We start from the raw sequence: 16,861 nt of genomic DNA, 5'->3' as shown, positions 1-16,861 counted from the left end.
AATCCGACCATACCAGTATTCAGCTGCGCATTCGGGCCGCATTAAAAGGTGAACAACCTAAAAATCTACTACCTTTTATCGGTAATGAGCGTGAGAACCGGCCCAATGGCATTGCGTTTTCCTTAATTGATTACCTTCAATTGGTTGATGATACAGGTCGAATAATTCGCAGTGATAAGCGTGGAAGCATCAGTGAAAATAGCGCTAAGTTACTGACAAGATTAAATATCCACAAAGACAATTGGCTTAAGCTCACTACCGAGTTTGGCAAGTTATTTCATGGCCCAGTGGGAACGCTGCAAGAACTGACCGATTACTGTGAACATTTAGAAAAACGACGACGGCACTTTGCGGCAAGCTGTCAGTATTTTCACTGCAACTGATAGCGACTTAATATCACTTCTAAAACCATCATCTCCGAACACCTTTCAAGCACTACGGGATGGCTTGTCTCGTCCGAAATACGCCATTTTTGAACGAATTAGCTCAATTTATTATCTCAGATGCACTCCTTGCCACGTTTGATGGTTCTCGTTTAAGCAATTTTAGCCATTGCCGACGTAGGCAAGCCACAAGTAGGTTATGTTGTTGATTTATTATGGATGGCCATTTATTCTGGCCATTTTGTGGCTTCTTGCTACGGTATTCCCCAATTGCCTACCGCAGGCTTTTGCATTCTCTTATATTAGCTACACCAGTGACTCGCCGCCCATGATGTAAACATTAGTCATCCTTGTAGGCTCTACTAAAACATCCATGTTTTAGAAGATCACTGGTGCAACAATGCCAGTTCTGGTGTAACCATTGAGTGGAGAGTTATGTCTGTCCTGATATTCGCAACATATATCTGTCTAGATATATTTCGAATTATTTATAAATTTAAAGTATGTTCACCTTTGTTATAATACGGACCAACACCATACTTTTTATTATTTAATGATTCATCAATCATGGATGTTGTCATTATTACTTGAAAGTCAGTATTAATCTTCTCACACAATTCTACAATAATCCTCTGGAAATTCTTACTTCGATCTTGAGTCATTCCTTTATCTTCGATATTGTCTAACATAGTAAAACACGGAAGTCTAAAGTCTTTATCATTACAGGCTGTGAGAAGCACTGCTAAATGAAACGAGTTTTTGAGCAAGACATTTGAGCTTGCAGAAAAATTAGCTCTATTATCCAAAAGCATAATGTTTTGAGCAAAGTCGAAATCAAATTTTTCGGCTTTACTAAATCTGTCTTCAGTCCCCGTATCTTTCGATAGTATATTAATAACTGAATTTGAAATTTCTGAAAAAACTTTATTTTTCCTTCTATATTGATTTTTTTCAAGTCTACTGAGTTCATCATCTATTTTAGTGAGTATATGTTGTAATCTTAATTTTTCATCAACCTTTAAATCAATCTCTGCAGCTAACTCTAACTTGTCACTCAATGATTTAATTTGAGATTCAATAAAACCTTTTTCGCTAGCAAATCTTGTTAAGTTAAGCTCAAAGTCATCTGTAAATGAGTTTACCTCTCTAAATTCTGACCTTAGTTTGTTTATTTCATTAATTTCTAAGTTTATTCTTGCAAGAATTCGTGATTTATTAATTTTGTTTATTTCAATTAATGATGATGTTTCCTTGTACTGGAAATCAATTTGTTCAATAGCCTGTAAATATGATTCATTTATCACGCTGGCGTTAATTTCTGTTTTACATAAACTACAACAACTGTAATTTTTAGAATCTATCACTCTACTTAAGCAACTAGGACAATATTCAAAATCAACTAAGCCTAAGTAATTTACTGTTGCTTGCGCATTTGTTATAGATGACTTTCTAAACTCAAGCGAATTTAAAAAGTCTTCACTCTCTTTAATGTCATATGTTATGGATACTATTTCATTCTCTAGTTTTGCGATGTTAGATGAAGTTGTAGAGATTTTTTTATTAATATTTATAGCTTCAGCCTTTAGCTTTTCATCGCAATAATTAAAACTTTCTATTCTATTTTTCTTTATCTTTTCTTCAATTATCAATATGTCATTGTTGAGTAACTGAATTTCTTTATTTATTTCCTTAGTAGATGCATTTATATTTGTTTTTCCTAATACTCTATAGATTGAAGTTAGCTCTTCATCAATTTTTTCAAATTTCTTGTTGGCTATTTGTCTTTTTTGACGTAGGTCGTGTATCGATAAGTCATCAAATCCAAATAAAAACTCTCCAATGGCTAATCTCATAGAGTCTTTATCGTAGTTTAAAGGTTCCCATCTGAAAATATTTGATGCTGGAGTATCTTGATCTGCATATAATAATCTGAAAATTTGATGGACGGTCAAATTATCATCTTCAGCAGTGACATGCTGTTTATAACCAAGTAAGTCAAATATTCTGGTCGCAAAACTTACCTTATTTTCTGTTTTCTTATATCCATATTTATGCCATCCATCTAGAGTTTTTGCATCATCTTCATAATTACCCTCTTTCATATATATTGGAGGTTTACTACCTTCATCTTCTATTGGTCTCTTAAATAAAAAACGCCTAGTATTTAGATATAAGTCAATGAATATTTCATCACAAGTTAAAGCCTCGTTTTTCCAATGTTGTCGTTTTATATCTGCACCAATACCATATGATATAAGTTCCATTATCGTAGATTTACCAGTACTATTTTCTCCTCGAATAATATTTATTCCAGAATGAAATTCTTCATTGTATGCATCTTTACCTGATTTCTTTATAACGACACGATTTATTTTTAGTTTTGTTTTATTCGTCATATTTATACTCCATCAATCCTGTTCTTTTTTTTAGGCCATTTTTTCCTTTCCATTCAATCTTGGACAAGAAGTTAGAAACCAAATTTAATGAAATTGCATTATTGTTTTTTTCGTCTTCAATATTTTTCATGAAATCTTCAGAGATCTTTGATTTTTCAAGTTTAATTATCCCATTTTTTGCTAATTTAATTGATAATATTTCTCTTGCACATAATTTCATTATTGCCTGACTTTGTATTTGATTAAGTTCAAAAAAAAGCTTTTTTTTATTCGGGGTGTTCTCGAAAGGTTCAGAGATCTCCTCTGCTATTTTCTTGAAAGATATATATGCTCTTGGCCAGCCATCAATCTCCTTTATGAAATGAGGGAAAATATAATAAAAATCTAAAATTCTTAGTTTTTCCAGTTCGATGCTTTTATCTAGAGTAGATAGAATTGTGAGCATTCTAAATATGCAATGATTAGAGTCTTTATAAGGATGGTAGAGTAGCATGTTATTTCCATGTTAGATGGCAATTGCCTGTTAATATATACAGCATTCCTCTTATTGTATCACTATTTATTGTTGGATCTGCGGCACATACTTCATCAGCTAACGGTTGAATAATCATAGTTGAAATAAACTGGTCAATTTCATTGTAATTTTGTCCAGCTCTAATTTTGGGTGCTATTTGAGAATTAAATATTTCATTGATTTTTCCGTAAATGTAGTTGTGCACCGCAGCTTTATGACTCTGTAGTTGATAACGTGCAATTTTTTTAATGGCATTACTTTTAAGATAAATAGCATCTTCAAGTAATGGTGTCATCTTTGCTCTTTCTAATTTTTTTTCCAAACCAATAATTTCTCGACCTAGTCGTGGCTTTTGATAATTGTCTAGTTCATCAAGTAAATCTCGGTATTCCTCACTATCATCCGCAAATGCTCTTGCAGCTTTAATTAGTAACTCTATTTTGGTTGGATTCGGAGCATAATAATGACCAACAGTGAAATTACCTCCATTTGTATTTATATTTGAAATTTGATTTTCGTGTATAGATAATAAAGAGTTATTTTCTTTCATACGTGATTCAATCATTTCATAATCATTATTTACTCTTTCTATAAGAGTTAGATTTGTACTATTTCCCATTTTTAATCACGCCTAACTCCTACAGTAAAGTTCCCACCACCAGTTTCAACTCCTTTAACGGTGTTTTTTTCTATTATTATACTTTCAGAGTCTAAATTGTTCGTTCCAATTAAAAAATCACCACCATCAGTTTTAATGTTTTCTATTTCTTGTTCAGAAATTTTTATTTCTGATTTAATTTTTTTTCTTAATTTTAGGTAAATGGTTAAATATGATATTGCAACAGTTGATAAAATAATTATCGTTATAATTTCGATGTTAAATTCTAAATCTAAAATTTTGGTGAAAATTGCGTATGGTAGTGCAATTGCTAGAGTAATTATTGGTGATTTTTTGAGTGTTTCTTTAAATATGTTTTCCATTTTATTTATAATTCTCTTAGTTTAGTTTAGTTTAGTTTAGTTTAGTTTAGGTTGTATTAGGTTATTAATATTGCCAGATTAACTTCTTCAATGTAAACCTTGTTTTGCAATAATTCGATAACTATTTAGTACTTACAATTACCGTTTCCTGCTGATTTTGTCTGATAATAAAACCATTCATTCCACATTAAGTTTCGGATTTACTCAAACATCTTTGTGCGACTTGATAAATAATTTGTTCTACTTGTTGCTGGGTGAGTGCTTGGGTTCTTAGTGTTGGGATAGTGCCGACTAATTGTTTGTGGTTGAGGATCGGGAACGGTGGTTTTGATTGACTCGTGACATACCAGCCGGGGAATACTAGGACTGGGGTTGAGGTTACTGGCGTGCCTGTGGCTTTGGTTAACCATTGGCTGACCCATTGGGCTTGGCGCTGCGCTTGTTCGATGGGTTTGGTTTCTGTCCACGAGGGGAAGTTTAATCGCCCGTCTTTATAAAATACTTGATAACCTTTTTTACCAGAGCCTAGGCCATTTCCATTGGTTTGGAGTAGGTCTTTGTTGCGCTTATGGCGGCCTTTGGTTTCAATGGCGAATACGCCATTTTTGCCTACGACAAGATGGTCGATGTTAAAGCCGTCGGCTTGGACATCGTGAAACACTTGATAACCCAATGCTTGTAAGCCTATGAGTTCATTGGCTGTGGCGATTTCTGCTGTATGACCTAGGCGTAACTTGGTGAGCTTTGAAAAGAGTTTCCAGGTTTTAATACCGAAGTAAATTACTCCTATTAAACCTGTTAAGGCGAACAACCAAGGGAATTTTCCGACTGTGATATGCGCTTGGATGCTGCTGGCGGCAAATGGAAGGCAAACAATCAATAGTCCCATCATCATGCAGCCGATTAAATCTAATTGCAGATCATGGATTTGCTCTTGTAAGCCATAGGCGGGGATACGGGTCAGTTGCTCACGATCAACGGGCAGCTTGACGGTTGCATCGCGATGTTTGAGCAACACATACATCACACCCACTGTGACAAGAAGGCCAGACAGAAGTATCCCGTAGGATAAAAGAATGCTGCTGAAATCGGTCATTTACGTCCCTGAAGTAATGCGAGTCAATAGTTAACCCGATGACATAACCCGCTAATAAAATGTACTTATTATTTTGGAAAGTGGTGGCAGACTTGTCTGCTTAGAGTTTGGGCGCACATTGCTGATTTGCTTCTTCTTCCCTAAATGGCGTGCTCGATGATTGAGTTCGAGTTTGCCCTGCATTTTCCTTAAGTGGTCACACTTTTTACTTTGTGGTCACACTTTAACCCGCTCTGTGCAGTTTAATCAATGCGCTTTATCACAATTACAGGCTGGGCCTATGTTTTATGCACTTTAGTTTTCGATTTTTTGAGTTATGCTAAATGCAACATATAAATTCGCGGGCATCTCTATGTATTTTAAAAGTATCCTTGTTTCGTTGCCTTCTGTTTACGCAATTTTGTGTGTGCTTGGTTGTGGTTTTTTCGCGGACATCATTGTCGCCGCTGAGCTGCAATCGGCTCCTTTTTCTAAAGTGCTGCGTGCCGATTTTCGGCATCGTCCTCCTGAGATGGTGCTTGATGAGCAGACTAATACTATGACGAGTCCATTAAAGGATATTCTTGAGGAAGCGGCGGCTAAGGTCGGTTATCGCGTCGAATGGAGCGCGCGTCCTTTTGCACGCAGCATTCATGAGTTGCGGGTCGGAACGGTCGATATTGTGCCGCGCACCATACGAGACGATGAACGAGAGGCATTTGTACGGTTTCTTGGTCCTATCGCCACGCAAACTCGTGATATTTTGTTTCTCGTAAAAGCCGGCGAGGAAGGACGGATTAAGTCCTATGAGGATTTGTATCAGCTTACTGTAGGGGTTAAACGGGGCACAGTTTATTTTGAGCGTTTTAATACAGATCCCGCGCTACGTAAAATTGAGTCTACCGATGATGAAAACATGGCTCGCATGTTTATCATGGGGCGTTTCGACACTATGGTGGTGCTCGATCGTGCCGCCATTGAGAATGCCTTCAAGCAGCTCGGTTACGATCGTTTTAGCTATGCCGATTACCGTCAGTCGAATCGGATCGAACATTATTTTGGTATGTCCCGTAACTCTACCCATGCTGCTATTTTCGATGAACTTAATCGGGCGCTGCTTGATATGGCTGCATCGGGCCGTGTAAAACAGATTTACCAGGCCTATGGTTTAGCCGCAGAAGTAGAATAGGCAAACAAAAACGGCCAATATTAATTGGCCGTTGTTATGATCCTGCTCTTTGCGCTAAAGCTTAACGATAAAACGCTTCAACTGTGCCTTTTACTGTGAGCAAAAGAGGTTGGCCGCGACGGTCTAAGGATTTGCTTGGCACTTTTACCCAACCTTCACTGATGCAATATTCTTCGACATCAAAACGCTCTTTGCCGTTGAGCTTAATACCGATATCGTGCTCGAAAATTTCTGCCACATGGTGTGGGCTGCGTGGGTTAACGGAAAGGCGATCCGGTAAAGCAGGTAATGATGTTGTGTCGGTCATGGTCGTGATCTGTCATTGTCTATAGTGAAAAAGCGTGCGCTATTGTAGGCAATCCCAGCGCAACGCTCAAGACTTTAACTGTGACTGATTACGCGCCTTGCGTTACAAGGTTCGGTTGTCCTGTTAGGGCACAGCTGTTAGGGCATTGCAGTTAGGACACTGCTGTTAAGGCAAGACTGCGCCGCAGCTGGAAAAGGCTTTCAGCACTCGGCCGTTTTCTCTGCCCATGACTGAGCGCAAATAAACCTTGGCTAATGTGTCGGCATTGATTGCACTAAAACCGGGGAAATAGTCCTGATAGCTCGCTAACGACTCGCTTAATACCGTTGGGCTGACAATGTTTATTCGCTGCTGCGCAGGTAATTCTCCCGCGACGGCGGTAACAAAATGCTCAAGTGCGCCGTTTATGGTGGCGGCGCTAACGCCATCTTTTACTGGGACATCGGCGATAATGCCACTGGTTAAGGTAAAACTGCCGCCCGCATTTAAAAACTGACTGCCAATTTGCACTAACTGGATTTGGCCTAACAATTTGCTCTGTATGCCTTTTTGCCAATCGGCTTGGTCGAGTTGGGCAAAGGGTTTAAAGGCGACGTCTCCCATCGCTGCGATAATTGCATCGACTTTACCGACTTTTTTTAGCCCTTGATGGAGTGAATGTTCGTCCCGAATATCTATCAGGACATCCCCCGTTGTTCGCCCTACCTGAATCACTTCATGCTGAGTTGAATGAAATAAGCGGACTATCGCTTGTCCGATTGTGCCTGATGCACCCACTACGACTATTTTCATGACATGCTCCTAAATTGAATACGAATTGAGGATAGTCTGGTTAATTAAATAGAAAAAGCGCATATAATCACCACATTGTTTCGTTAATGGATTCAATTGATGAATCTCACCCATCTGCAGTCATTTATGCTGGTTGCCAAAATGCACAGTTTTAGCGCTGCGTCTGAACAACTCGGCGCTTCTAAAGGCTTAGTGTCGCGCCATGTTAAATCCCTTGAAGATGAAATGGGTTGTCAATTACTCCACCGAACCACTCGGCGAGTATCAATGACCGAAGCAGGGCAAGCGTTATTTGGTAAAGCCTGCGAAATCGAGAGGCTGGCAAATGAAGCTGGGCGTTTAGTGCAGGATTTAACGCAGGACTCCTGCGGCACTTTAAAATTCACCGCTCCAACGGAACTGGGCAAAAAATTGCTGAGTCCTATGCTGCTCCAGTTTATTGCTGCGTATCCTCAAGTGAAACTCGAACTGTGTTTTGAGCAGAATATTCAAGATGTTGAGTTCGGCAAGTTTGATCTCGCCTTAAGAACAAGCATTGCGCACAGCGATAATCTTATCGCCAGATATCTTGGCAGAATTCGCCATGTTTTAGTGGTTGCGCCCGCGCATCCCGCCGCCGCAGAGGTGCGTCACCCTGATGATTTACGCCATTATCGTCTATTGTCTTCGGGTGAAACTCAGTGGGTGTTTGAACCGGTCGCTGGGGACAGTCTCACGCTCACTTTTGAGCCTACACTGTGTAGTTCAAACTATGCCACTACACATTTGCTTACTTTGAGTGGTACAGGTATCGCTAGCCTGCCTTATTATTTGGTAGAGGAGGATATCGCTCAGCACAAACTCACTTTGCTCGTTCCCCAATGGCAATGCTATCCACATGAGTTGTACATGGTTTATGCCAAGCAGAGCCATTACCCAAAGAAGCTGCGCGATTTACAACATAAGCTACAAACTTGGTGCGAAACTCACTCAAAATATGTGGGTTAATGAGTAAAAGCATAATCGCATCAAATCTTATCCGGCAGAGGGCGGAGCTTTTAGAATAAAGTGAGGCAGAGTACACTGCCGCGCATTGAATTTTGTATTTGAATCTAAAGTCGAGCAGGCTTTTCCCTTTATCCATGCAGGCATCAAAGAGCGGTTAACCAAGCGTTATGAACGACGACATTAGTATCTCGCTGCCCTCGCTCATTCATCGAATTGGGCGGGAAGCGGTTAAACAGGCTCAGGCGATTGCAACTCAGTATGATTGCGAGCTTAAGCGTGTGCGGTGTTCAAGGAATTGGTGCATAGTTGGCGCGGCGATCAAGATCCAATCCTGCAGTGCGCATTTACAAAGTGAGCCATTGCTGGCGCAGCAGTTAATCGCTAATGATGGCCAGTTTGGCTATCTTATCAAAAAGTTGGAGTCAGCCTTGCTGCAACATGCGGACAAGTTAGAGCCCTTAGACGCTAAGTTGATTCGGCTTATCACAGACAACCCCGCGATCACTTTAGGTGAGTTGATGCAACTGACGCAATGTACTATCACAGAGGCCAGATTGGCACGTTTTCAAGCCGACTCTTGGTAGTTTGCTTGTTTCGCGTTCTCACTATGCGCCTCTATTGCTGGGCTGCTTTTTCTAGCACTTTTATTTGATTTTCGATTTGCTCGGCTTCAGCGGTCAGCATTGAGTAGGATCTAATATCGCCTTTTCTCTGGGCATGCATAGCTTGTTCAAGCTTGGCGTTATATTGCTGAGTTAATTTTTTTAAGGGATTTTTCTTAAATATTGAGAACATGGCCATTTCTATTGGATTGGGTATTTGGACTTATATACGTAGGCAATGGGATTTAAGTTTTACTTTTTGAAATTAAAAAATCCCACAATCCTTCAATTCCACTGCCATCGGTCTCAGCAAGGCTGAGACCTTATCTTACATTTGCAGCAAACCAATGGGTTGCTATGTCTTCTCTAGCTTGCAACCCATTGAAAATATTTTAAATCTTAAACTGACCGACGAGCTTACCTAAGTTAATTCCTTCCTGCGACACGGTCTGGCTGACTCTGGCAGCATCTTCGCTGGAATGGAGTAACTCATTCACTATCTCTTGGATGGCGAACACATTACGGTTGATTTCTTCGGTTACAGAGCTTTGTTCCGTGGCCGCCGTCGCAATTTGGGTGCTCATGTCGTTAATTGCCGTGACCGCCGATGTCACTGAACCAAGGCTTTCAGAAATTGCACGGGAAGAGTCTACCGAGCGCACGCAGCTTTGCTGACTTTCTTCCATCGTTTTTACTGCCAGTGCGACAAGCTTGTGCAGTTCAGTTAGCATCTCATTGATTTCTAAAGTGCTTGATTGCGTTCGGCTCGCTAAGTTACGCACTTCATCGGCCACCACGGCAAAGCCTCGGCCCTGTTCTCCGGCGCGGGCCGCTTCGATGGCGGCATTTAATGCCAATAGGTTAGTTTGCTCAGCAATACCGCCAATCACTGACAGCACGTTGTTGATTTTTTTAGACTGTTCGCTCAAGGATTGAATACTGCCCGCCGCATTGTTGATTTGCGCCATGAGTGCCGAAATTTCTTCTAAAGAAGCATCGACGCAGCGCTGAGCATTGGCTACATCGCCAGTGGCAGCGTGAGTCGCTTCAGCCACTTGCGTGGTATTTTGCGCTACTTCGCTGGCGGTGGCTGACATTTCAGTGATAGCGGTAACCACTTGATCGGTTTCATTGTTATGGCTGATGAGTTGGCTCGACATCACTTTGGTTTGATCGTGAATCGCGTTGGCGGCGGTTTTAACTTTAGTGGTCGCGTTTGCCACATCGCCTATGATGGTTTGGAGTTTATCGACAAACAGGTTAAAGGATTGGCCTAGTTGTGCAATTTCATCTTCACCTTTCACAATAAGACGTTTGGTTAAATCGCCTTCGCCTTTGGCGATGTCGTTTAAATTGTCTGCCATATTTTTAATAGGCGCGACCATACGTTGGGCGGTGATCAGAATAACAGCGGCAGTAATCGCGGCGAGTAACAGCGCAATTAGCAGAATGGCATAGGATTTTTCGATCATCTGCTCAGTGACCGTCGCACGATAATCCTCAACGACAGTGTCGATATCATCGATATAGACTCCCGTGCCTAGCATCCAGTCAGTGCCAGGGATCATCATGGAGTAACCGATTTTTTCAATTTGCTCATTGGTATTCGGTTTTTGGAAATAGAACGAGAAGTTACCGTCCCCTTTTTTAGCGGCATCGAGTAAACCGACAATGATTTTAGTGCCGCGGGGATCTGTCATATCAATTTTATTTTGCCCTTCGAGGTTGGGCATGACGGCATGGAATAGGTTTTTGCCTTGGGAGTCGTAGATAAAGAAGTAGCCTGAACTGCCAAAACGGATATCACGTAGCGCTTGATTTACATTGCCATTTTCTTTTAAAGACAACTGATATTGCACTATGCCGGCCGCAATTTCGGTGGCTTCTTTTATTTGGGTTTTACGTTCACCGATAAGCTTAGTTCTAAACGTTGTGACTTCATCGGCAAGGGCGCTTTGTTCGACATAGTAAGAAACTGTCATGAGTATGCACAGGGTCAGGATTAACGGGAATAGCGATAACAGCAGTAATTTATTACGTAAACTGAAATTAGACATGCTTGACGACTCCATGATGAACACCCTTTTTATTTCAGGGCAGTATAGCTAATTTCCCATATTCTTAAGTGCTTAAGTTAACAAAAATATAATGTAAATGACAAAAAGCACGCTTTTTTCTTATGCCTCATGGGTTGGGGGCACCTTAAATTGGGCTACTTTCGTTGATCTTAATCAAGGCTCTCTGGGGGAAATGCGTTCACTATATTAGTTAAACTTGATGCAAATGGCGGCTAGAATTTTGCAAACCTTGAGCGTATATCTGATTTGCAGCGGACCAGTAGCAAAGCGACATAGCGGCAAAGGGTAAGGGCGGAACAGTGACGAATGAAAAGCTGATTTTAACGCTGAAAATTTGCATTAGTGTGGGGATTTGTCTTATTGCGCTGGGAATTTATCTGCATAACTTTAATGAAACCGTTGAGGCGATGGGCGTGCAAGGGATTATTATCAGCGCTATGTGTGTCGCCTTTGGCATGGTCTTGTCATTACCCACTAAGATGTATTTAACCTTTCTGTTGGTTAAGCGAGAGACTGAAAAACATCCATAATTTTTCTCGCACAGAGTGTCACTCTGCGACCGATTGGCTTGTCCTTTTTATGTTTTTCTTATGGCTCACTTCGGAGTTAAATTCTGGCCTAAGATAGGTTTAACAAACCATATTTGCAATAGCATAAACTCTGCATTAATGATTTTTAGTTATAGTTTGTTGTCTCGGTTGCGGTGTAACACAAACTTCGGCTACCCCAAATCCCAAATGATAGAGGTAATTATGTTATCGTCGATGACTTTATGTGCAGTGATGAATTTGTTGCGTTAATCAGTATCATGACACTATAAATTGCTTTGAAAAGTTTCGTTGATTACTTGGTACCGCCTGTAGATAGTCACTAATAGGGTAATCGTTTCTTCTGAAATCTTGATTTGATACACCATTACATAAATGGCAACCAGGTGTCTCGTCATATTCATTAATTTAAATAAATCAGTATGGGGAGAAAGTTAATCGCTTGAGCATGTTTCATGTTCAGTCTACATACGGAAAGCATTTTAGCTATGACATGGTGGATTAGTCACTCATCGGGGAGCAGCCTTTGTCCTCAAGCCTGTCCAGATGGGAAAATATGGGGCGCCAACATAAAAAAGCCTAGATTATATCTAGGCTTTCAACTTTAAAAAGTGACTATTTTAAACCACATTTGTTGTCTAACCAATTTAGCAATTCTGTATATAGTATTGTTTTATGGTTATAAAATAATGTGTCACTGAAATGGTCGGCATCTTTAAGTTCTACATATTTGTAGTCCTTTTTATATTCTTCTAACTTTTTAACGAACGCTCGACTATGTTCGACTGGTACACGACTATCGATATCGCCATGAATAACGAGAATAGGGACGTTAACTTTTTCTACCTGCTCTAATGGCGATATGCCTTTGATTGTTGGACGTTGTAATCTTGATAGATAGCGACTGTCATTCAATGTCGCATTAATTCGACTTAAATCACTAACGCCAGCGCCTGCAACTGTGCATTGATATATATTGTTGTCGCGCATAGAGGCGGCAAATGCAGCATAGCCTCCGTAGCTCCAACCAAACATCGCAAGTTTATCTTTTGTGGCTAGTCCCTTTTCAACTAAAAATAATGCAGCGTCATCTAAATCATCCTGCATTTTCAGTCCCCAGTTCTCATCGCCTGCGGTCCAATGCTCAATCCCATAACCCGTCGAACCACGATAGTTAGGCTGGATAACAACGTAACCATTACTCGCTAAAAGTTGAGCCCATTCATCAAACAAAATGGTGTCGCGAACCCATGGTCCGCCATGAGGTAATACGACAGCTGGAAATGGCGCTTTTCCTTTTGGCAAAGTGACATATGCATTAATCTTTCTGCCATCTCGAGCGGTATATGAAACATACTTAACACTCGAAAGTATATCTTCTTGCAAGAATGGCAATCTCTCACCAATTTTTTCTAAAGACTTTTTATCTGTTATCACGTAAAAACTACCCGAGTCTTTTGCTGATGTTGTTCTAACAACAAGTACGTTATCGTCATTTGAACGGCTGATAATAGAAACAAATTTATCTTTAAACAACGGCGCTAACGCATCGTAAAGTGCTTGCTCTTTATCATCAACAAAGTATCTTTCAGGGTGTTTATTGGTATAACTAAATCCTAATGTTTTGCCATTTCTATCAAAAATCACGCCATCGGCATCGACATTTTCGAGTCCAAATAGACGCTCTGAATAGGTACCTGTTTTGATGTTGTATAGATAAATACCAGTTTTATCATTACCCAAATTAGCATTAACATAAATTTCATTAGGATTTTCTACAGAGAATCCTGCAAAACTGTAGCTTTCTCGGCTTTTAGGTGAAATTTGTTTAATGAGCTTCCATTCTTCGCTATTTTTTTCACGAGCAAAAAGATCTATTGCGTTGTCTGCAAAATTCCATCCTTGAGCGGCACGAATATCGCCATCATGATCAGAGATAAAACCACCGGAGATTTTAGTACTACCACGCATAACCGTTACGCTGCGACCAGTATTAATATTGAAGCGAACAACATCAGGAATATAATTCCGATTTAAATCTGTCTCTACAAGTACTTCGTTGTCATTATCTGGTAGGCGATCGATGAGTGAAAATCCCGCACGAGGCTCATCTTTAAATGGAATAAGCCATGATCCTTTACCATCAGCCGAAATAATAGCAAATTTATTTGTCCAAAACTTACTGGCGCCGTCTTTCAAAATTTGGCGAAACATTACCCCTAATTTATTGTTATTTAGCCATACGACTCCTGACACCATCATTTTATCTGCGCCTAGTACAATCGGCTTTTCACTTAGATTATGCGGATTTCTAATCTCAATTATGTAATCACCTTCCTTGCTGGTAGCACGAAGTATAGCGAGTTTTTTTCCATCATCTGATACAGATACACTGCGAATTAGTGGCATCATGGTAAAGGCGTCTAAGGATACCTTTTCAGACGAAGGCATAGTCGTTGTTTCTCTGGCCTCTCCCGAAGCAGATAAACCTATTACTGCTAGTGCAAAAAAACTAAGAGTTGCAAATTTCATGTTAAATCCTTCTATAAAATGGCCCCGCATAGCGAGGCCATTTTTACATCTGATAGAAAAGCCTATTAGAACTTAGCACCAACGTTCATGAATATTGTACGTGGTCTCTCATAACCCACACCTAACGGAATGTTTGTGTTAGAGAATGAGCCCTCTGCATCAACTTTAGGTGGCGCATCGTTAAATACGTTACGAACACCTAAAGAGAATGAGTAGTTATCCATGTCATAAGAAAGTGACACGCTATGTACATAATAATCTTCGGTAAATCCAAGAGGACGACATAGTAATGGACCACCTGAAGAGTTAGTCATACCAGTACAAGCGACTGTATCCTCCACAAAATCACCAAGATCATCCTCAGAACCTGCGCCAATATAACGAGTCTGCCAGCTAAGTTTAAAATCGTTATAATCAAACGAAAGCAATGCAGAAGCACGCCATTCTGGCACATCTGGCTCACCTAAGTTATCGTCTACTGTGCCCAATACATCGTAGAGAGACTCTGTCATTTGAGTCGCTTGTAGATCTAAAGAAATATCCAGTCCTTTGTCAAATAAAACAAACTCTTGGCTGTAGTAAACGTTGTAGTCATAACCTTTAGACGTCAATAGACCAATGTTAATGAAACTAGAATCCACTAAGTTAATCTGACCACCAGCGTCACGATCGATACGATTACAGAACGCTGCATTACCATCTGCGCTGTAACATTGATCGATACTGTATGATGCACTTGGTTCAGCAATACTGTTAGTGACTTCGATGTCGAAACGGGTCATAGATACTGTAAAATTAACATCCTCAAAGAAAGGCTGTTCAATTACGAATCCATAAGTTTTCGCCACAGATGTTTCTGGCTCAAGTTCAGTAGAGCCACCTGTCACAATTTCAGCACTGTAGCTATCGCTAAAGTCATCACCACCATTTACACCCATACCAAGTGAGGTTGGATCAACTCCTGCTGCTTGACATGCGGCGAGCACTGAGGCGTCACGATTATCTTCAGCTGGGTTATATGTTGGTGGTACGTTTGGATTCAACGGATCAGTAATTCGAGCATCTGTTGGCACTACACATGGATCGCTAACGGTATTAAAGCCCGTTGTACCGTTTAAGAAACGCTCACGTAAGTTAGGCGCTCTATAAGAAGTACCTTGTGTTCCACGTAGCGTCACCCATTCAACAGGGCGATAAACAGCCTTTAAACTATAAGTCGATGCAGTATCATAGTAACTTTCAGACGAAAGACGTCCTGATGCTGTTAGGGATAGCTCTTCAATGCCTGGCTTACCTTTAACTAATGGGAATTCAAACTCAGCAAACGCTTCACGTAAAATACGTGAACCATCAGCACCTTGGTCAGCAAAATATCCCCATAGTAAACCATCTGCTGCTGCTGCATTAGGATTAGACTCAATCTCGTCGCGACGATATTCAAGACCTAAAATGCTTGATACTGGCTCAGCGTTCCAAGGTAAATTAAACAGATCACCACCTACGAAACCGCTCACGACAAACTGGTTAACTTTGGTTTCCATATTACGGTCAATGAACAAATAATCGGCTTCTGCTTGACTTAATGTACCACCACCCGCTTGATATAAATCAGGGGCAAATAAGTTAACAGGCACACAACCATCAGTACCATCACCACATGTGATAGAACCATCGGCATTTAATACTGATGTTTCTAACGAATGGACTAATGCTGCTTCATTAATACCGCGGCGCTCATCAGTACCTTTAGAAGCACTGTACGAAGCATAGATATCGTAATACCAGTTATTTAAACCTATGTTCTCAAATACCGGTAAATTACCTGTAAAACCGGCAACTGTACGATACTGTGCAACTTCAACATCAGTCTGATCACGATCACCACGAATATTTATAATTGGTCGAGCATCCACTGGCCCCCAGTCTGCACCCACTTCAGCCATACAATTGATGCCATTGGTGCCACAAGGGTTATACGGATTGGTTGCATTTACCCACTGGAATATTTGTGCTCCGGGATTAAAAATTGGTGACTTACGTTTGGCATACAGACCTTCGTAATAAAAGGTAGTATCACTATCATCTTGGAAATTATATTCACCATTGAGCATGACAGATAAGCGTTTTTGACTAGAGATATAGTCGCCAGAGCGATAGTACTCAGATTGCTGATATGCATAGCGTGGATCTTGTAAATCCACGTCCATAAAGCCATCCATATTACCATCGACCATGACACGATCTGGAATGCCATCACCATTAGAGTCTGCTTCAACCCAGGTTGGTAATAAACCAGCGTATTGATTTGGAACAGTCGTTTCACTAAATCCTGGAATGCCTACGTTTGTATAACCTGGAGTGGAATATAAACTCCCCCAAAAGTTATCAAATTGTACACGGTTAGTTAGCGGGAAAGTATCACAGGTATCGACATCGCCTCGAGCAACAGGGCCATTACCACTAGCACGAGTAATGAT

Annotated in this window: 15 protein-coding genes and 1 pseudogene; 5 read left to right on the top strand and 11 right to left on the bottom strand. The window is 40.4% G+C overall.

The genetic code is table 11. From position 1 onward, the window contains the following. Positions 1 to 383: pseudogene (locus tag NE536_RS17615) on the top strand (transposase); the annotation flags it as partial. Positions 384 to 871: 488 nt separating this feature from the next. On the opposite strand, the gene NE536_RS17610 reads toward NE536_RS17615, so the two are convergent. The 5 genes from NE536_RS17610 to NE536_RS17590 form a co-directional block, all read right to left on the bottom strand. Continuing rightward, positions 872 to 2,779, bottom strand: coding sequence for a hypothetical protein (locus NE536_RS17610; RefSeq protein ID WP_261273499.1), 1,908 nt, complete (start codon positions 2,777 to 2,779; stop codon positions 872 to 874). After that, positions 2,769 to 3,272, bottom strand: coding sequence for an ABC-three component system middle component 5 (locus NE536_RS17605; protein WP_261273498.1), 504 nt, complete (start codon positions 3,270 to 3,272; stop codon positions 2,769 to 2,771). The genes NE536_RS17610 and NE536_RS17605 overlap by 11 nt, the downstream gene beginning before the upstream one ends. A 1-nt stretch (position 3,273) precedes the next feature. Continuing rightward, positions 3,274 to 3,912: an ABC-three component system protein gene (locus NE536_RS17600; RefSeq protein WP_261273497.1), complete on the bottom strand. Its 639-nt coding sequence runs from the start codon at positions 3,910 to 3,912 to the stop codon at positions 3,274 to 3,276. Between the two features lie 2 nt (positions 3,913 to 3,914). Next, positions 3,915 to 4,274: a hypothetical protein gene (locus tag NE536_RS17595; RefSeq protein WP_261273496.1), complete on the bottom strand. Its 360-nt coding sequence runs from the start codon at positions 4,272 to 4,274 to the stop codon at positions 3,915 to 3,917. Positions 4,275 to 4,461: 187 nt separating this feature from the next. Next, positions 4,462 to 5,370 (bottom strand): nuclease-related domain-containing protein, encoded by a 909-nt coding sequence (locus NE536_RS17590; RefSeq protein WP_261273495.1) that lies wholly within the window; start codon positions 5,368 to 5,370, stop codon positions 4,462 to 4,464. A 352-nt stretch (positions 5,371 to 5,722) separates the two neighbouring features. Here NE536_RS17590 and NE536_RS17585 point away from each other — a divergent pair, with 352 nt between their 5' ends. Further along, positions 5,723 to 6,538, top strand: a complete 816-nt coding sequence (locus NE536_RS17585) for a substrate-binding periplasmic protein (protein WP_261273494.1) — start codon at positions 5,723 to 5,725, stop codon at positions 6,536 to 6,538. 61 nt (positions 6,539 to 6,599) lie between these two features. Here the strand turns inward: NE536_RS17585 and NE536_RS17580 are convergent, their stop codons facing one another. After that, positions 6,600 to 6,845, bottom strand: a complete 246-nt coding sequence (locus NE536_RS17580) for a DUF3297 family protein (protein WP_006080205.1) — start codon at positions 6,843 to 6,845, stop codon at positions 6,600 to 6,602. A gap of 165 nt (positions 6,846 to 7,010) precedes the next feature. Then, positions 7,011 to 7,637 carry a short chain dehydrogenase gene (locus NE536_RS17575; protein ID WP_259572995.1) on the bottom strand — a complete coding sequence of 209 codons (627 nt, stop codon included), beginning with the start codon at positions 7,635 to 7,637 and terminating at the stop codon, positions 7,011 to 7,013. Positions 7,638 to 7,736: 99 nt separating this feature from the next. Between NE536_RS17575 and NE536_RS17570 the strand changes: the two genes are divergently transcribed. Next, complete coding sequence (locus tag NE536_RS17570) at positions 7,737 to 8,624, top strand: LysR family transcriptional regulator (protein ID WP_261273493.1); 888 nt, start codon at positions 7,737 to 7,739, stop codon at positions 8,622 to 8,624. 167 nt (positions 8,625 to 8,791) lie between these two features. After that, positions 8,792 to 9,208, top strand: coding sequence for a ribosome recycling factor family protein (locus tag NE536_RS17565; RefSeq protein WP_261273492.1), 417 nt, complete (start codon positions 8,792 to 8,794; stop codon positions 9,206 to 9,208). Between the two features lie 31 nt (positions 9,209 to 9,239). Here the strand turns inward: NE536_RS17565 and NE536_RS17560 are convergent, their stop codons facing one another. After that, positions 9,240 to 9,419: a DUF6435 family protein gene (locus NE536_RS17560; protein ID WP_261273491.1), complete on the bottom strand. Its 180-nt coding sequence runs from the start codon at positions 9,417 to 9,419 to the stop codon at positions 9,240 to 9,242. A 199-nt stretch (positions 9,420 to 9,618) separates the two neighbouring features. Continuing rightward, positions 9,619 to 11,283 carry a methyl-accepting chemotaxis protein gene (locus tag NE536_RS17555; RefSeq protein WP_261273490.1) on the bottom strand — a complete coding sequence of 555 codons (1,665 nt, stop codon included), beginning with the start codon at positions 11,281 to 11,283 and terminating at the stop codon, positions 9,619 to 9,621. Between the two features lie 320 nt (positions 11,284 to 11,603). Between NE536_RS17555 and NE536_RS17550 the strand changes: the two genes are divergently transcribed. Continuing rightward, a complete protein-coding gene (locus NE536_RS17550; RefSeq protein WP_106651614.1) occupies positions 11,604 to 11,834 on the top strand; it encodes a hypothetical protein in 231 nt (76 codons plus the stop codon). A gap of 633 nt (positions 11,835 to 12,467) precedes the next feature. Here NE536_RS17550 and NE536_RS17545 read toward each other — a convergent pair. Together NE536_RS17545 and NE536_RS17540 are read right to left on the bottom strand one after the other, a co-directional pair. Then, on the bottom strand, positions 12,468 to 14,384 hold the full coding sequence (locus NE536_RS17545) for an alpha/beta hydrolase family protein (RefSeq protein WP_261273489.1): 1,917 nt from the start codon (positions 14,382 to 14,384) through the stop codon (positions 12,468 to 12,470). 65 nt (positions 14,385 to 14,449) lie between these two features. Next, on the bottom strand, positions 14,450 to 16,495 hold the full coding sequence (locus tag NE536_RS17540; protein ID WP_342455089.1) for a TonB-dependent receptor domain-containing protein: 2,046 nt from the start codon (positions 16,493 to 16,495) through the stop codon (positions 14,450 to 14,452). Between the last annotated feature and the right edge of the window lie 366 nt (positions 16,496 to 16,861).

This window comes from Shewanella septentrionalis (genome assembly GCF_025370265.1).
GTDB lineage: Bacteria > Pseudomonadota > Gammaproteobacteria > Enterobacterales > Shewanellaceae > Shewanella > Shewanella hafniensis.
The sequence above is the reverse complement of the archived record's forward strand: the minus strand, read 5'-3'. Positions and strand labels throughout refer to the sequence as shown.